This window comes from Rhodococcus aetherivorans (genome assembly GCF_025722975.1).
In the GTDB taxonomy this organism is placed as follows: domain Bacteria; phylum Actinomycetota; class Actinomycetes; order Mycobacteriales; family Mycobacteriaceae; genus Rhodococcus; species Rhodococcus aetherivorans.
Genome location: NZ_CP106982.1, coordinates 3,964,108 through 3,979,680 on the forward strand (window position 1 = coordinate 3,964,108; position 15,573 = coordinate 3,979,680).

Genomic DNA, 15,573 nt, shown 5'->3' on the forward strand with positions numbered 1-15,573 from the left:
TCGTCCGGTGCCCGTTTTCACTGCACGGCCGAGCGGTGCCTGGCTGGATCGCGGATCGAGCGCCGGTGCATCCAGCGTGCAACCGAGCGAGGTGTCTCCTGCGTCCCCGGTCACAGCGATGTCGGGCATCGATCCGTGATGTCGTTCGGTCGTTCCGCAACACTCGAAGCGGGGCGACCTACCTCAGTATCCCACACAGAGGTCCGTGGATACGCCAACGGCGCCCCGGAGGGCGCCGTGGCGGGGCAGTCGATACGGATCAGGACCCGGCGAGGGCGGGGAACCAGAGGGCGATCTCGCGCTCGGCGGACTCCACCGAGTCGGAGCCGTGCACCAGGTTCTCCCCGGCGTCGAGCCCGAGATCACCGCGGATGGAGCCGGGAACGGCCTTCTCCACCGGATCGGTGCCGCCCGCGAGCTGACGGAACGCGGCGATGGCCCGGGGGCCCTCGAGCACGGCCGCGACCAGCGGGCGCGAGGTGATGAACTCGATCAGGCCGGGGTAGAAGGGTTTGCCCTCGTGCTCGGCGTAGTGGGCGGCGGCCACCTCCTCGGTGGCGGTGCGCAGCTCGAGTGCCACGATGTCGAGTCCCTTGCGCTCGATGCGCGAGAGGATCTCTCCGACATGACGACGGGCCACGCCGTCGGGCTTGATCAGTACCAGGGTCCGCTCAGTCACGCGCACAGCGTAGTGGTCAGCCCCGCTGCCCCGGCAGCAGACCCCGCGCCTCGCGGTCCTTCATGTCCTTGCGCAGGTACAGGATGTAGCCCCAGACCACGCTGAAGAGCACGCCGACGATGCCGAGCGACAGGTCCACCACGAAGCCCAGCAGGGTCAGCACCTGCAGCGCGAGGTTGTACCAGAGCGCCCACGGCCGGCCCTGCAGCCCGGCGCCCGCGATCATCGCGACGGCGAGGAGCACGATGTAGCCGCCCGAGAACCACGTCAGCCCCCCACCGATGACCGCGACGACCGGCAGCACGAGCAGGACCACGATGGCCTCGAGGACGAGCGTGCCGGCCATGACGCCGCGCAGTCCCTTCCACGGGTCCTTCGCCGGGGGCCGGACGGCGGAGTCCCGATCCGGCGATTCGCCGGGGTTGTCAGCTGCCTCGCTCACGCGGGGTCCTTTCCGAAGAGAGTGCGGGCGGCGCCGGCGGTCACCACCGAACCGGTGACCACGACGCCCGCCCCCGATACTGCCTCACCCGGCTCGGCGACCTCCTCGGCGATGGCGATGGCCGTCTCGAGGGCGTCGGGCAGTGTCTGCGCGACCACCACGCGTTCGTCGCCGAACCGGGCCACGGCCAGGTCGGCGAGCTCGTCGACGTCCATGGCCCGCGGCGAACCGTTGTGGGTGACGACGATCTCGTCGAACACCGGCTCGAGCGCGTCGAGCAGGCCGGGCACATCCTTGTCGGCCATCACCGACACCACTCCGACCAGCTTGCGGAAGTCGAACTCGTCGGCCAGGGCCGCGGCGAGCGCCTTCGCCCCGTGGGGGTTGTGGGCGGCGTCGAGGAAGACCGTCGGGGCGCTGCGCACCCGTTCGAGCCGGCCCGGGTTGAGCACCGACGCGAACGCCGCGCGCACCGCGTCGCCGTCGAGCTGCCGGTCGGCGCCGGCGCCGAAGAACGCCTCCACGGCGGCGAGCGCGAGCGAGGCGTTGCGGGCCTGGTGCTCGCCGTGCAGCGGCAGGAAGATGTCGGTGTACACCCCGCCCAGGCCCTGCAGCTCGAGCTGCTGACCCCCCACGGCGATGCGCCGGGCCAGGACCTTGAACTCGGAGCCCTCGCGCGCCACGGCGGCATCCGCCTCGACGGCCCGTCGCAGCAGCACCTCCATCACCTCGGGCTCCTGCTGGGCCAGGACGGCGACGGTGTCGCGGGGAACCAGCCCGTCGTCGGCAGCCTTCTTGATGATCCCGGCCTTCTCCCCCGCGATCGTGGGGAGGTCGGGACCGAGGTACTCGGTGTGGTCGAGCCCGATCGGGGTGATCACCGCGACCTGCGCCTCCACGACGTTGGTGGCGTCCCAGGTGCCACCGAGCCCCACCTCGACGACGGCGACGTCGACGGGAGCCTCGGCGAACGCGGCGAAGGCCATCGCCGTGGTCACCTCGAACTTGCTCATCGCCGGGCCGCCCGCAGCCTGCGACTGGGCGTCGATCATCGCGACGTACGGCTCGAGTTCGCGATAGGTGTCGACGTAGGTGCGCGGCGAGACCGGCGCTCCGTCGATGCTGATCCGCTCAGTGGCCAGCTGCAGGTGCGGGCTCGTGGTGCGGCCGGTCCGCCGGTGCAACCGGGTCAGCAGGGCGTCGATCATCCGGCTCACCGACGTCTTGCCGTTGGTGCCGGCGATCTGGATGGCCGGATAGCTGCGCTGCGGGGATCCGAGCAGATCCATCAGCGCCGCGATCCGGGTGAGAGACGGCTCGATCTTCGTTTCGGGCCAGCGCTTGTCGAGTTCGGCCTCGACGAGGGTCAGCTCGGCCAGGTCGACCGGCGAAGGCTGCGCCGGCGTCGCCGCGGACCGGTCCTCGCTCACGCCGACCCCAGCTCCTGGAGTCGGGAGGTGATCCGGGCGATCTCCTCCTCCGCGATCTGCTTGCGGGCGGTGATCTTCTCGACGACCGCCGCGGGCGCCTTGGCGAGGAACGCCTCGTTGCCGAGCTTGGCGGACGTGCCCGCGAGCTCCTTCTCGGCGACCGCGAGGTCCTTGCCCAGCCGGGCACGCTCGGCCGCCACGTCGACGGTGCCGGAGGTGTCCAGCTCGACGGTGACGGTGGCGCGGGACAGGCGCACCTCGATGGAGGCGGTGGCGGAGAACCCGTCCGCCGGCTCGGTCAGTCGCGCCAGCGACCGCACGGCCGGCACCTGGGCGGCCAGGTCGGCGGCGTCGATCTCGGTGAGCCGCGCGGCGACCTTCTGCGACGGCTTGAGGCCCTGGTCGCTGCGGAAGCGGCGGACCTCGGTGACGAGCTTCTGCAGATCCTCGACGCGGCGCGCGGAGTCGGCGTCGGCCGCGACCCCGCTGGTGCCCGGCCACGACGCGACGACCACGGACTCGCCGCCGGTGAGCACCTTCCAGAGGGTTTCGGTGACGAACGGGATCACCGGGTGCAGCAGGCGCAGCAGCTGGTCGAGGACGTTGCCGAGGACCGCCTTGGTCCCCTCCGCGTACTCGCTGCCGTCGGCGAGCTGCACCTTGGCGAGCTCGAGGTACCAGTCACACACCTCGTCCCACGCGAAGTGGTAGAGCGCCTCGCACGCCTTGGAGAACTCGAACCGTTCGAACGCCTCGTCGACCTCGGCGCGGACCTGCTCGAGCCGGTCGAGGATCCACCGGTCCGCGTCGGTGAGCGCAGCGCGCGCCGGCAGCTCGGTGACGACGGCGCCGTTCATCAGGGCGAACTTGGTCGCGTTGAACAGCTTGTTGGCGAAGTTGCGGGAGGACTGCGCGTGGTCCTCGCCCACGGCGAGGTCGCTCCCGGGGTTGGCGCCGCGGGCCAGGGTGAAGCGCAGTGCGTCGGCGCCGTACCGCTCCACCCAGTCCAGCGGATCGATGCCGTTGCCGCGCGACTTGGACATCTTCTTGCCGTACTGGTCGCGCACGAGGCCGTGCAGGAACAGGTCCTTGAACGGCACCTGGACGCCGGACTTCCCGCCGGCGGTGATCGCCTCGTCGTTCGCGACGTACAGGCCGAACATCATCATCCGGGCCACCCAGAAGAACAGGATGTCGTAACCGGTGACGAGCACGCTTGTGGGATAGAACTTTTCGAGCTCCGGCGTCTTGTCGGGCCAGCCCATCGTGGAGAACGGCCACAGGCCCGAGGAGAACCAGGTGTCGAGCACGTCGGGGTCCTGCTCCCACCCCTCGGGGGCGGTCTGGTCCGGACCGAAGCACTCGACCTCGCCGTCGGGGCCGTACCAGATCGGGATGCGGTGCCCCCACCACAACTGCCGCGAGATGCACCAGTCGTGCATGTTGTCGACCCAGGCGAACCAGCGCGGTTCCTGGCTGGCCGGGTGAATCACGGTGTGGCCGTTGCGGACCGCGTCGCCCGCCGCCTCGGCGAGCGCATCGACCTTGACCCACCACTGCATCGACAGCCGGGGCTCGATGGTCTCGCCGCTGCGCTCGGAGTGACCGACGCTGTGCAGGTAGGGACGCTTCTCGGCGACGACCCGCCCCTGCTCGGCCAGCGCCTCGCGCACCTTGACCCGCGCCTCGAACCGGTCCATGCCGTCGAATTGCGTTCCGGTGTCGGCGATCTTGCCGGCCTTGTCCATGATGGTGGGCATCGGCAGGTTGTGCCGCAGGCCCATCTCGAAGTCGTTGGGGTCGTGCGCGGGCGTGATCTTCACGGCGCCGGTGCCGAATTCGGGGTCGACGTACTCGTCGGCGATCACGGGGATCCGCCGGCCGGTGAGGGGGTGCTCGAGGGTGGTGCCGACCAGGTGCTTGTAGCGCTCGTCGTCCGGGTGCACCGCGACGGCCGTGTCGCCCAGCATCGTCTCCACCCGGGTGGTGGCGACGATCACGTGCGGCTCGTCGTCGTTGAGGGAGCCGTAGCGCAGCGACACGAGTTCGCCCTCGACCTCCTCGAACTTGACCTCGATGTCGGAGATCGCGGTCTGCAGCACGGGCGACCAGTTCACCAGTCGCTCGGCCCGGTAGATCAGCCCGTCGTCGTAGAGCCGCTTGAACATCGTCTGCACGGCCCGCGAAAGGCCCTCGTCCATGGTGAACCGGTCGCGGGACCAGTCGACGCCGTCGCCGATGCGGCGCATCTGGCCCTGGATGGTGCCGCCCGATTCGCGCTTCCAGTCCCAGACCTTGTCGACGAACAGTTCGCGGCCGAAGTCCTCCTTGGCCTTCCCGTCCACCGCGAGCTGCTTCTCGACGACGGTCTGGGTGGCGATGCCGGCGTGGTCCATGCCGGGCAGCCAGAGCACCTCGTAGCCCTGCATGCGTTTGCGGCGCGACAGCGCGTCCATCAGGGTGTGGTCGAGGGCGTGGCCCATGTGCAGGCTTCCGGTGACGTTCGGCGGCGGCAGCACGATCGAGTAGCCGGGCTTGTCGCTGGACGGATCGGCGACGAAGTAACCGGCGTCCACCCAGCCCTGGTACAGCTCGTCCTCTACGGTGCTGGGGTCCCAGCTCTTGGGGAGGGCGTCGGCGGGGTTCTGGTGGTTCTCTGGCGCACTGGTCACCCCGCAATCGTAGTCAGCGGAGGCAAACCGCCTGCACACGCCCCACGGACCCGGAGCGGGCCTGCTGGACTGCGGATCACGGGTACGGCACCGTGACAGATGTGAACGAGTTCCGCTTCGCCACGAACGTCTTCGCCCTGGAGTCGGCCGGCGCGTTCGCCGGCCGGTGCCGCCGCATCGAGGCCCTCGGGTACGACACGCTGTTCGCCGCGGACCACCTGGGGGTCGCCGCGCCGTTTCCCACGCTCGTCGCCGCGGCGCAGGCGACCGAGCGGCTGCGGGTGGGCACGCTCGTCCTCAACGCCCCGTTCTGGAATTCGGAGCTGCTGGCCCGCGACGTCGCGACCACCGACGTCCTCACCGGCGGCCGGCTCGAGCTCGGCCTCGGCGCCGGGCACATGAAGTGGGAATTCGACGAGGCCGGCATCGGCTGGGAGCCGATCGGCCGCCGCGTCGATCGGCTCGAGGCCCTGATCGACGGTCTGGGGCGCCGCTTCGCGGAGGGTGGGTACCCGCAACAGGCCGAGCTGCGCGCCGGCATGGGCCTGGCACCGCTGCAGCCGGTCCAGCGGCGCGGGTTCGGCGGTACCGGTCCCCCGCTGCTGATCGGCGGCACCGGGGACCGGGTGCTGCAGCTGGCGGCCGAGCGCGCCGACATCGTGGGGGTGGCCGGTGCCGTGCAGGTGCCGGGGCAGGCGCCCGGGGTGCTGCGCATCGCGACGGCCACCGAGGCCGACGAGCGCGTGCGGTTCGCCCGTGAGCGCGCCGGCGCCCGCGCGGACCGCCTCGAGTGGCAGGTGCTGGTCCAGGCGGTCGTGGTGACCGACGACCGAGAGGGCGCGGCGCGGGCACTGCTCGAGCGCTACGGTCCGATGATGAGCGTCGAGGAGCTGCTGGACACGCCGTTCGCACTGATCGGCACGGTGGAACGGATGGCCGATCAGGTCCTGCGCAACCGCGACCGCTACGGCTTCACCTACTACACCGTCCACGGGCCGTATCTCGAGGCCTTCGCCCCGGTGCTGGAACGGGTGCGGATGCTGGGCGGGTGAGCGTCGCCCCCCGGCGGAGATGCTGCTCGAATCCCGAGCCGCGCACCGGTGCGATCCGCGTCGTCAGCCGCGCACCGGCGCGATCCGCGTCGTCAGCCGCGCACCGGCGCGATCCGCGTCAGCCGAGCACCTCGGGCAGTTCCCGGGGGCGCGCGAGCACGTGCTCCGAGAGGAACGCCTCGACCACCTCGTACCAGATCTTCGCGTGCTGGGGGCTGAGCACCCAGTGGTTCTCGTCGGGAAAGTAGAGGAAGCGGTGCACGGTGGAGCCGTCGGCGGCGGCGGGTACCCCCGACTCGGACAGCAGCTCGTACCACAGCCGCAGTCCCTCCCCGATCGGCACGCGATAGTCCTTGTCGCCGTGGATCACCAGCATGGGGGTGACGATGTCGGCGACGTACAGGTGCGGCGAGTTCTCCACCGCCATCTCGGGAGTCATCTCCCGGGCCCAGTACCAGGCCGAGTCCGTGGTGGGCCCGAACTGGTCCAGGGCCCACAGGCTCGCGTGGGTGACGATCGCGTGGAATCGGTCGGTGTGCCCGGCGATCCAGTTGGCCATGTAGCCGCCGAAGGATCCCCCCATCGCGGCGGTGCGCTCGGCGTCGATCTCGGGTAGTTCGATCGCCGCATCGGTCAGGGCCATCAGATCGGTGTAGGGCTCCTTGCCCCAGCGGCCCCACCCGCGTTGGACGAAGTCCTGCCCGTAACCGGAGGACAGCGCGGGGTCCGGGAGCAGCACGGCGTAGCCGCGGGCGACGAGCAGCCACGGGTTCCACCGCCACGACCAGGTGTTCCAGGAGCCGAGCGGGCCGCCGTGGATCCACAGCAGCAGTGGCGCGGGCGCGTCGGGATCGGCGGTGGCCGGCAGGGCCAGCCAGGCCCGCAGCGGGGTGCCGTCGGCGGCGGCGGTGGTGATCTCCGTGAGGCGGCCGGGCAGTTCGGGCTGCTCCGCGGGGGCGCGCAGCGCGGTGACGGTGCCGGGGGCGTCGAGCGCGATCCGCACCGGGTGCGGCGGTGTGTCGTAGGCGGCGCGCAGGGCGTAGACGCACGTTCCGTCGGGCGCGACGCGCAGGTCGGTGTAGGCGGCGGCGTCGGTGGTCAACGGCGTGGGGACGTCGGCCCACAGCGCCACCTGGAAGATCGGGGCGCGGCCGTGTTCGTCGGCGGTCACGAGCAGGGCCCCGGAGTCGGGCCGCCAGACGACCGACGTCGGCCACCGGTCCCACCCGGGCACCAGCTGGGTCGTCTCACCCGATCGAAGGTCGAACAGCCGCAGAGTGATTCGCGGCGCCGTCTCGGGGTCGGAGTGCGTCTCGTGCAGGAACGCCACCCGGGTGCCGTCCGGCGCGATCGCGGGGGCGAACACGTCGGCGGCCTCGTCGTCGACGAGGACGGTGCGCAGTCCGGTGTCGGTGTCGATGCGCACCAGGGTGGTGCGGCGGGACGCGAGCGGCCCGGGCACCGACCAGGTGGTGACGACGAAGCTGCCGTCGGCGGCGAGGTCGAGGGACGCCTCACGCAGGGCGCCTCCGGGCCCGGGGGTCAGGTCCGACAGGGGCGCGTGTGGGCCGTCCGCGAGGGCGAGCAGGTGCGGTTCGGCCGGTCCGAGGTCGTGATCCCAGTGGCGCACCGGGTATCCGGTGTGCAGCACGGCGGAGACCTTGCGCTTCTTGCGGGCGTCCCGGATCCGCTCGTCGTCGCCGTCGGTGCGGCCGAGTACGTCCGCCGTCACCACGATCCGGTCCGCCGCCTCGGCCGCCCACACGCCGCGCACCCCACCCTTGCGGGAGACCACGCGCTGTGCTTCGCCGCCGGCGGCGGGCAGCCGCCACAGCGCGGCGGGGGCGTCGTCGCCGTCCGTCCCGTCGGCCCGGGCGGCGGTGAACAGCAGGTCGCCGGCGGCGGTGAAGACGGGATTCGACTCGCCCTTCGCACCCCATGTGAGCCGCCGGGCGGGCGCATGCCCCTGCGGGTCGACCTCCCACAGCGCCCCGACGTACCCGGTCCCCTCCTCGTCCAGGGTGGACTGGGCGATCACGACGCGGGTCCCGTCCGGCGACAGCGCGAGCGCGGTGACGCGAGGGAGAGCGAGATAGTCGTCGAGGTCGTCGAATGCGGTCATGGTGCCCGAGGGTAGTGCTCGCCGGAGGCGTCACCGGGGAGCCGACACGGCCCGGTCGGGATACGCCGCCGGCGCGCCGCGCGGGAACGAGCGGTCAACCCACCAGCGGGTGGTCTGCGGACAGCGCGGCCAGGCGCTCGAGCAGCGGGGCGACGGCGACGAGGGCGGCCGCGTCGTCCGGCTCCATCTCGGACAGCAGGCGCGCCACACCGGTGATCCACATCCGGCGGATCAGGTGGTCGTTGCGTTCCGCCAGGGGCGGGGGCGTCCGGTGCAGGGGGTGGGACCGTCCGTCGCGGGGGTTGGACGTGCGGGCCACCAGTCCCAGCTGGACCAGGCTGCGCACCGTCGCGCTGACGTTGCTGCTCTGCAGTCCGAGCACGCGGACGAGATCGCGGGAGCCGTGCCGCGTCACATGCGCGGTTGCCTCATCGCATCACCGGCAGTATCCGCGCGCCCGACCGGCCCGATGCCGCCTCGATGAAGGCCCGCGCATCCGGGACGGCGGCGAGCACGTTGCGGGTGCGTTCGAGTGCCTCCGGTTCGGGCGGCGGTCCGCCGACCGTGTCGACGACGTCGAGCAGGTGAACGGTCGTTTCGAGGATGGCCAGGTCGAGGAGCGCGCCGAGCGTCACCGAGCCCAGCAGAGGATGTGGGACGACGGTCTCACGGCCGAGGCCGGTCAGGCGATCGAACGCCTGCGGCAGTTCGACGGCGAATCGCTCGACGAGCGTCTCCCGGCCGACGTCGGTGGCGGCGCGGCGAACCATCTCGGCGATCCGTCGGTGCATCGGTTCGGCGGCGACCGGGTCGGCGTTGAAGACGCGGAGCATCTCCGCGGCGCTGGTGACCTTCGCCGTGCCGTCGGACGCGGGGTCGGCGAGCAGGGCGATCAGGGCGTCCGGTGTGACGTGGACGTAGAGGTCCCGAACGGTCCAGCCCGGCAGCCGGGTCGGGGCCGTCCACTGCTCGTCGCTCAATTCCCGTGCCCGTTCGGCCCACGAGCGCCACAGCCGTATCAGCAGGGCTCGATCCCGGTCGAAGGTCGATGTCACCGCACTCCCCCTCGTTCGGTCACCCGCGCGGCGGCCTCGGCCGGTGGGTGGTCGTCTTCCTGATGCTCCCGTCGGTGTCGTAGTAGGTCCACTCGCCGGTCTTCCTGCCGTGCTCCCAGTTTCCGCTGTCGACGAGCGTTCCCGCCGTGGTCCAGCGCTCCCAGTGGCCGTGCTTCTCACCGCGGGCGAACCCGCCGCGCTGCAGCAGGCCGCCGGTGGCGCGGTACCAGGTCCAGGGGCCGTGCAGGACGCCGCGGTCGTAACCGCCCTCGGAACGCAACGCCCCGCCGGCGAAGTAGTGCCGCCACGTGCCGTGGCGCTCACCGTCGACGTAGTTGCCCATCATCACCCCGCCGTGCGGGTCGGGCTCCGCCCACTCGCCGGTCTTGCGGCCGTGACCGTCCACGGCGTTCGGACTCTCGGCCGGCGTGCTCATCCGGAAGTCCCGAACCGGCCCAGGGTGCTGCGCGCGCCGTCAGGTCCTGCGGTGACCGTCGAGAGATCTCCCACGAGCGACGAGTATATGCAAGCGATTGCTTGCATATCAACAGCTCGGCGGGACGCGCGCCGAGTCACCGCGTCACGGGCTCGCGCCACATCTTCCACAGGGTGGGGCCGCCGTTCGGGACGGCGATCTCGCCGGTGACCCGGAAGCCGAACCGCTCGTAGTAGGAGATGTTCTTCTCCTTGCTCGATTCGAGATAGGCGGGCACGCCTTCGGCGTCACAGCGGTCCAGCCGGGACCGCAACAGCGCCTTCCCGAATCCCCCTCCACGCGTGGCGTTTCCGGTCCCGATGGCGGAGAGGTACCAGTGCGGCTCGGCCGGATGCGCATCCTCGAGCGCGCCGTTGACCTCGGCGCCGACGCGGGCGCGGCCGCCGAGCGCGTGAATCATTCCCGCGGTGACCAGGACCGACCGCCAGCCGGTGACCTTCCATCGGCCCGGTGGCGCCCACATGGTCGCACCCCCGGTGGCACCGTCCGGACCCTCGGCGATCTCGAGTCCGCCGTGCGCCAGCAGGTGGTGGCGCGCCTCCGCGGCGAACATGCGTGGCAGACCTCGGCGCCGGCGCTCGTCGTCGGGCCACATCCACATCATCACCGGATCGTCGAAGAACGCATCGGCGAGGGTGCGGGCGAAGACCGGTATGTCCCGTCTGGTGACCGGGCGGACGGCGGGGGTCATGCGGACGAGGCTACCGGCGTCAACGATGGAACGTTGCCGCCCAGCAGGTTTTACGTCGTTGTCACACGGGGGCGGACACAACTGTTTCATTTCGTGCAACACTGTTTCTCAACACGAAACCACCCCCTGTTGCGAGTTGTGAGGAAGCACGATGACCGAAACCGCGAACATCGTCATCGTCGGCGGCGGACTCGAGGGCCTGGCTGCGGCCTGGTGCCTCGCCGAGCGCGGCGAAACCGACGTTCTCGTCCTGGAACGCGGAACTCTGTGTTCCGGCATGACCGGCAAGTCGAGCGGCATCGTCCGCTGCCACTACGGCGTTCCGTCGCTGGCGGCGATGGCCTGGCACGGCGTGCAGGTCTTCTCCGAGGCCGAGCAGATCTTCGGCACCGACATCGGCTTCCGGCAGACCGGATACGTCGTCGGCGTCGGGCCCGACAACACCGCCCCGCTCGCCGCCAACGTCGAGATGCACCGCTCCCTCGGTGTGCCCGTCGAGACGATCGACGCCGACGAGGTCCGCCGACTGCTGCCCGGAATCGCCCTCGATCCCTTCGCGGCCTTCGCGTACGAACCACTCGGCGGCCACGGCGACGCCTACATGACCGGAATGGCCTACGGCACCCGCGCCCGTGCCCTCGGCGTGCGAGTGCGTCAGAGCACCACCGTCACCTCGCTCCTGCAGCGCGACGGCGGCGAGGTCTACGGTGTGCGGCTCGCGGACGGCTCCGAGATCCACGCGGGCACCGTCGTGCTCGCGACCGGCGTGTGGTCGCCGGCGCTCGGCGCGACCGCCGGGGTGGACATCCCGATCCGGGCCCAGCGGGAACAACTCCTGCTGGTCGACCAGGGCGAACCCACCCCGGACATCCCCACCTTCTCCGACCTGGTGAACCTGCAGTACATCCGGCGCGAGCCCAACGGGGACCTGCTGGTGGGCAACAGCGACCACTCCACCCCGGAGTGGGCCGACCCGGACGACTACGTCAATCGCGCCGACGACCCGTTCGTGGAAACCGCCATCGCGAAGCTGGACCGGCTGCTGCCGGCCATGCCCGATCCGCGGCTCGCCTCGTCGTACGCGGGGTGCTACGACACCACCCCCGACTACAACCCGGTCATCGGGCCGTCCCCCGCCCCGGGGCTGTTCCTGCTCGTGGGCTTCAGCGGCCACGGCTACAAGATCTCCCCGGCCGTGGGCCGCCTCGCCGCCGACCTCCTGCTCGACGGCATCAGCAGCGACGCCGCCGTCGACGGCGCCGACTTCCGCTACTCCCGTTTCGCCGAGGGCAAACCGCTCGCCAGCCTCAATCCGTACGTCGGGGCCGGAGAGATGCGCTGACGAACCGGGCCGGCCGGCACGCCGCTGTACCGAAGCCCCGGAGGGGTATAGAACTGAAGGTGACGCTTCACCGCGGAAACCGGAGAAGGTACACGGCATGCCGGAAGGCGAGGACCTGTTCTCGGCCACGGGAGAGCCGGACACGGTTCTCCGCGTGTTCGAAGCACTGCCGTTCGCCCTCGGCGCGTGGCAGGGACCCGATCACGTGTACGTCGCGACCAACGCCGCCTACCGGGCGCTGCTGGGGCGCGACGACCTCCTCGGCCGGCCGGTGCGCGAGGTCGTACCGGAACTCGAGGGCCAGCAGTTCTTCGAGCTGCTCGACCGGGTGGCGGCGACCGGCGTCGCCGAGACCGCCAAGGAGTGGCGCCTGCAGATCGATACCGACGGTAGCGGCGTGGTCCGGGAGCGCTACTTCGACTTCACCATCGCCCCCCGTCGCGACCCCGACCGCGGCGTCGCCGGGCTGCTCTTCTTCGCCTCCGACGTGACCGACAGTGTCCTGGCCCGGCGCGGCGCCGAGGCACGGGCCCAGCTGATGTCGGAGAAGTACGAGCAGGCCCGCGACGCGGTGACGGTGATGCAGCAGGCGTTGCTGGCGCCGTCCGTCCCGGTCGTGCCGGGGGCCGAGGTGGCGGCCGCCTACCTGGTCGCCGCCGAGGACACGGCCGCCGGCGGCGACTGGTTCGACGCGTTGGCCCTTGCGAACGGCGAACTCGTGCTCATCACCGGGGACGTCGTCGGGCACGGCGTCGAGGCCGCCGCCGTGATGGGGCAGCTCCGCGCGGTGCTGCGCCAGCAGATCCTCGCGGGCGCGGACGTCGCCGCCGCCCTGTCCACCCTCGACGCCTTCTCGGCGCACGTCCCCGGCGCCCGCACCGCGACGGTCTGTGTCGTCGTCCTCGACACCGCCACCGGCCGGGTCCGCTACTGCACGAGCGGGCATCCCCCGCCGCTGGTGGCGAGCCCGGCCGGGGCGGTCCGATACCTCCCACCCTCGGGCGGAACGCCGATCGGTACCGGCTCGACGTTCCCCGTCGCCACCGACGCCCTCGCCGCCGGCGACGTCGTGCTGCTCTACACCGACGGACTGATCGAGCGCCCCGGCCGGCCCCCGCCGGCGAGCACCGCCGAACTCGCGGAGCGGGCGGCCCTGAGCGTGGCCGGCCGGTCGTTCCCGATCCCGGACACGCGCGCCCGGACGGTGGATCGGGTGTGCGCGGAGATCCTCGAATTCCTGCTCCGGGAAACCGGATACAGCGACGACGTGACCATCGTGGCCGCTCAGCGCACGGCCATGCCGGATCCCCTGCAGCTTCGGCTCCACGCCGACCGGGAGGCACCGAGGTCGGCACGGACGTCGTTGCGGCGATGGCTCGTGCGCATCGGTGCCGACCATGCCGGAACTGTGGCCGTCGAGCACGCGGTCTCCGAACTCGTGTCCAACGTCGTCGAGCACGCCTATTCCGGCGGCGACGCCGGGCATGCCCCGGTCGACATCGACGGGACGCTCGACGGCGACGGCTGCCTCCGGGTCCGCGTGCGGGACCGGGGCCGCTGGAAGACCCCCGCGAAAACCCCGGAGCCACATCGGTTACCGACCAGCCGCGGCCGCGGGCTCACGATGGTCCGGATCTTCGCCGACGACCTCGTCGTCGACAGCGACGACACGGGCACGACCGCGACGGTCACGTTCCGGCTCACCCGCAGCGCCCGCGTCGTCACCGAGTTCACGGAAGGCGCGATCGTCGGCCGTCCCGAGGTCTCGCCCGAATTCGCCGTCGCCGAAACCGAACCCGGTCGTCTCGCGGTGCGGGGGGACATCGACATCGACACCGCGCCCATCCTCAAGGGGTGCCTCGACGCCGTATCCCACAGCGGAACGCTGTCGGTGACAGTCGATCTGAGCGAGGTCACCAACCTCGGCTCCGCCGGGGTCTCCTTGCTCTCGACGGCCCGCGACCGCGCGGCCAAGCAGCACTCCACCGTCACGTTGGTGGCGCCACCCGGCAGCACCGCCCACCACGTGCTCAGCCTGGTCGGACTCCACGGCCGGGCCGACCCCGGCGGCGGCGACATCCCGGAGCCGTCAGGGGATCCGGAGACGTGAACCCGGCACCGACCGGGGGTCGGTGCCGGGCGAAATCCGGCTCAGCTCGCGATCTTCCGTCTCCGGGACTGCACGTACTTCTCCCGCTCGGAGACCGACATCCCGCCCCACACTCCGTAGGGTTCGCCCATGGTGAGCGCGTGCTCGCGGCACTGCTCGATGACCGGGCACCGATGGCACATCTCCTTGGCCTTCGACTCTCGCTGGTACCGCGCTCGGCCCCGTTCGCCGTCGGGCGAGAAGAACACCGACGAGTCGACGCCGCGGCACAAGCCCTGCATCTGCCAGTTCCAGACATCGACGGTCGGCCGGAGCGGGTGAGGTGACAATGGCACGGGGCTCTCCTTGACAGCAGGCTCGCACGCAGTGCGAGCGGACCGGACGAAAGTCTGCGACCTTTCGCTCACTTCGATCCACGCGCCGGGACCGCCCCGAAGGGCCGATTCTCGGTTCGTCGATCTCATGGACCGGGGAGTACCCCGCGCCACCGAAATTCATGCCAACAAAGAGCGAGATTTGTCGAAGGTTCGCGAGACCGTGGGCGGCGCCGCCGGCCGGGCTATTCCCCCGGAGGACATACCGCCTGGTCGGGGGACGACGCGGCCGCGTCGCCCCGCGCGAGGGCGACCGTCGCGGCCACCATCACCGCCGCCGCGGTGACCAGAACCACACTCATGGCGCGGTCCGCGTCGAGGTATTCCCCCAGGACCACGAAACCGAGCAGCGACGCCACGACCGGTTCCAGGACGGTGGTGGCGGGCAACGACGCCCGCAGATCACCGGCCTGGAACGCCGCCTGCTGAACCGTCACCGCCCCCGCGGCGAGGAGCAGGAGCGCCCACAGTTCGGGAGCGGTGGCGAGCGGCAGCACACCGCGGGACGCGATGTCGACCACTCCCTTGGTCAGTACGGCCGAGACCCCGAACAGGGCGCCGCCCACGGCGCCGAGCAGCAGCGCCTTGCGCGCGCCGCGCACCCGCCGGGCGGCGATCAGACCGGCCGCCACCAGCGGGGCACCGACGAGACAGGTGAGCACCCAGTGCAGCGGCTCGGCCCGGGCGAGTCCCGGCCGGGGATTCCCCAGCACCACGAGCACGGCGACCGACCCCGTGAGCGCCGCCGCCCACAGCCACTCACTCCGGCCGACGCTGCGATCGGCGAGGCGGGCACCCAGTGGCAGCGCGAACAGGAGTGACAGCACCAGCAGCGGCTGCACGAGCAGCAGAGAGCCCCGGCCGAGCGCCGCGGCCTGGAAGGCGTATCCCCCGACGCCGGCGACGGTGCCCAGCCACCACACGGGGTTGCGGACGAGAGCGGTGATCGGGCCCAGCGTGCCCACGGCGTCGTCCGGCACACCGGCCGCCGTGCGTTGACGCACGACCGTACCCACCGCGATGCACAAGGCCGCGGCGATCGCCAGCAGCGCTGCGCCCACCGAGTCCGACACGCGCCCAACCCTAGGGCGAAGCGCGGTACCTCGCC

The 15,573-nt window shown here is 71.5% G+C and carries 14 protein-coding genes; 3 read left to right on the top strand and 11 right to left on the bottom strand.

Annotated features, from left to right (window positions below; genetic code table 11):
- Positions 1–259: 259 nt before the first annotated feature.
- From ndk to OCS65_RS17880, 4 genes are read right to left on the bottom strand one after another with little or no spacing between them, the layout of a single operon-like run.
- Complete coding sequence (ndk, locus tag OCS65_RS17865; protein ID WP_006937234.1) at positions 260–679, bottom strand: nucleoside-diphosphate kinase; 420 nt, start codon at positions 677–679, stop codon at positions 260–262.
- Positions 680–695: 16 nt separating this feature from the next.
- Positions 696–1,121, bottom strand: a complete 426-nt coding sequence (locus tag OCS65_RS17870) for a DUF4233 domain-containing protein (RefSeq protein ID WP_006937236.1) — start codon at positions 1,119–1,121, stop codon at positions 696–698.
- Positions 1,118–2,551 (bottom strand): bifunctional tetrahydrofolate synthase/dihydrofolate synthase, encoded by a 1,434-nt coding sequence (gene folC / locus OCS65_RS17875; protein ID WP_263507382.1) that lies wholly within the window; start codon positions 2,549–2,551, stop codon positions 1,118–1,120. Before folC ends, OCS65_RS17870 begins: the two co-directional genes overlap by 4 nt.
- A complete protein-coding gene (locus OCS65_RS17880; RefSeq protein WP_050035073.1) occupies positions 2,548–5,223 on the bottom strand; it encodes a valine--tRNA ligase in 2,676 nt (891 codons plus the stop codon). Before OCS65_RS17880 ends, folC begins: the two co-directional genes overlap by 4 nt.
- Positions 5,224–5,324: 101 nt before the next feature.
- Between OCS65_RS17880 and OCS65_RS17885 the strand changes: the two genes are divergently transcribed.
- Entirely contained in the window at positions 5,325–6,275 is a 951-nt protein-coding gene (locus OCS65_RS17885; protein ID WP_263507383.1) for a TIGR03621 family F420-dependent LLM class oxidoreductase, read from the top strand.
- Positions 6,276–6,393: 118 nt separating this feature from the next.
- Here the strand turns inward: OCS65_RS17885 and OCS65_RS17890 are convergent, their stop codons facing one another.
- The 5 genes from OCS65_RS17890 to OCS65_RS17910 all read right to left on the bottom strand — a co-directional run bounded on the left by OCS65_RS17890 (position 6,394) and on the right by OCS65_RS17910 (position 10,639).
- Complete coding sequence (locus OCS65_RS17890) at positions 6,394–8,397, bottom strand: S9 family peptidase (RefSeq protein WP_006937243.1); 2,004 nt, start codon at positions 8,395–8,397, stop codon at positions 6,394–6,396.
- 94 nt (positions 8,398–8,491) lie between these two features.
- A complete protein-coding gene (locus tag OCS65_RS17895) occupies positions 8,492–8,812 on the bottom strand; it encodes a MarR family transcriptional regulator (protein WP_051445967.1) in 321 nt (106 codons plus the stop codon).
- Between the two features lie 13 nt (positions 8,813–8,825).
- A complete protein-coding gene (locus tag OCS65_RS17900) occupies positions 8,826–9,452 on the bottom strand; it encodes a maleylpyruvate isomerase N-terminal domain-containing protein (RefSeq protein ID WP_043796586.1) in 627 nt (208 codons plus the stop codon).
- Between the two features lie 19 nt (positions 9,453–9,471).
- Complete coding sequence (locus tag OCS65_RS17905; protein ID WP_029543135.1) at positions 9,472–9,888, bottom strand: toxin-antitoxin system YwqK family antitoxin; 417 nt, start codon at positions 9,886–9,888, stop codon at positions 9,472–9,474.
- Positions 9,889–10,024: 136 nt separating this feature from the next.
- Positions 10,025–10,639 carry a GNAT family N-acetyltransferase gene (locus OCS65_RS17910; RefSeq protein ID WP_231771670.1) on the bottom strand — a complete coding sequence of 205 codons (615 nt, stop codon included), beginning with the start codon at positions 10,637–10,639 and terminating at the stop codon, positions 10,025–10,027.
- Between the two features lie 151 nt (positions 10,640–10,790).
- On the opposite strand from OCS65_RS17910, the gene OCS65_RS17915 reads away from it, so the two are divergent.
- The gene (locus OCS65_RS17915; protein WP_006937253.1) at positions 10,791–11,981 is read left to right on the top strand and encodes an NAD(P)/FAD-dependent oxidoreductase; all 1,191 of its coding nucleotides are present in this window, start codon (positions 10,791–10,793) and stop codon (positions 11,979–11,981) included.
- A gap of 97 nt (positions 11,982–12,078) precedes the next feature.
- A complete protein-coding gene (locus tag OCS65_RS17920; RefSeq protein ID WP_029543130.1) occupies positions 12,079–14,091 on the top strand; it encodes a SpoIIE family protein phosphatase in 2,013 nt (670 codons plus the stop codon).
- 41 nt (positions 14,092–14,132) lie between these two features.
- Here the strand turns inward: OCS65_RS17920 and OCS65_RS17925 are convergent, their stop codons facing one another.
- Both OCS65_RS17925 and OCS65_RS17930 read right to left on the bottom strand, forming a co-directional pair.
- Entirely contained in the window at positions 14,133–14,372 is a 240-nt protein-coding gene (locus tag OCS65_RS17925) for a WhiB family transcriptional regulator (protein WP_044476011.1), read from the bottom strand.
- Between the two features lie 278 nt (positions 14,373–14,650).
- The gene (locus OCS65_RS17930) at positions 14,651–15,538 is read right to left on the bottom strand and encodes a DMT family transporter (protein ID WP_029543126.1); all 888 of its coding nucleotides are present in this window, start codon (positions 15,536–15,538) and stop codon (positions 14,651–14,653) included.
- Positions 15,539–15,573 lie beyond the last annotated feature (35 nt).

What these genes read in the sequence shown, in the direction of transcription:
- OCS65_RS17890 (WP_006937243.1), bottom strand. Translation starts at nt 8,397, where the DNA reads ATGACCGCATTCGACGACCTCGACGACTATCTCGCTCTCCCTCGCGTC.
- OCS65_RS17925 (WP_044476011.1), bottom strand. Translation starts at nt 14,372, where the DNA reads ATGCAGGGCTTGTGCCGCGGCGTCGACTCGTCGGTGTTCTTCTCGCCC.
- OCS65_RS17920 (WP_029543130.1), top strand. Translation starts at nt 12,079, where the DNA reads ATGCCGGAAGGCGAGGACCTGTTCTCGGCCACGGGAGAGCCGGACACG.
- OCS65_RS17910 (WP_231771670.1), bottom strand. Translation starts at nt 10,639, where the DNA reads ATGACCCCCGCCGTCCGCCCGGTCACCAGACGGGACATACCGGTCTTC.
- OCS65_RS17915 (WP_006937253.1), top strand. Translation starts at nt 10,791, where the DNA reads ATGACCGAAACCGCGAACATCGTCATCGTCGGCGGCGGACTCGAGGGC.
- OCS65_RS17905 (WP_029543135.1), bottom strand. Translation starts at nt 9,888, where the DNA reads ATGAGCACGCCGGCCGAGAGTCCGAACGCCGTGGACGGTCACGGCCGC.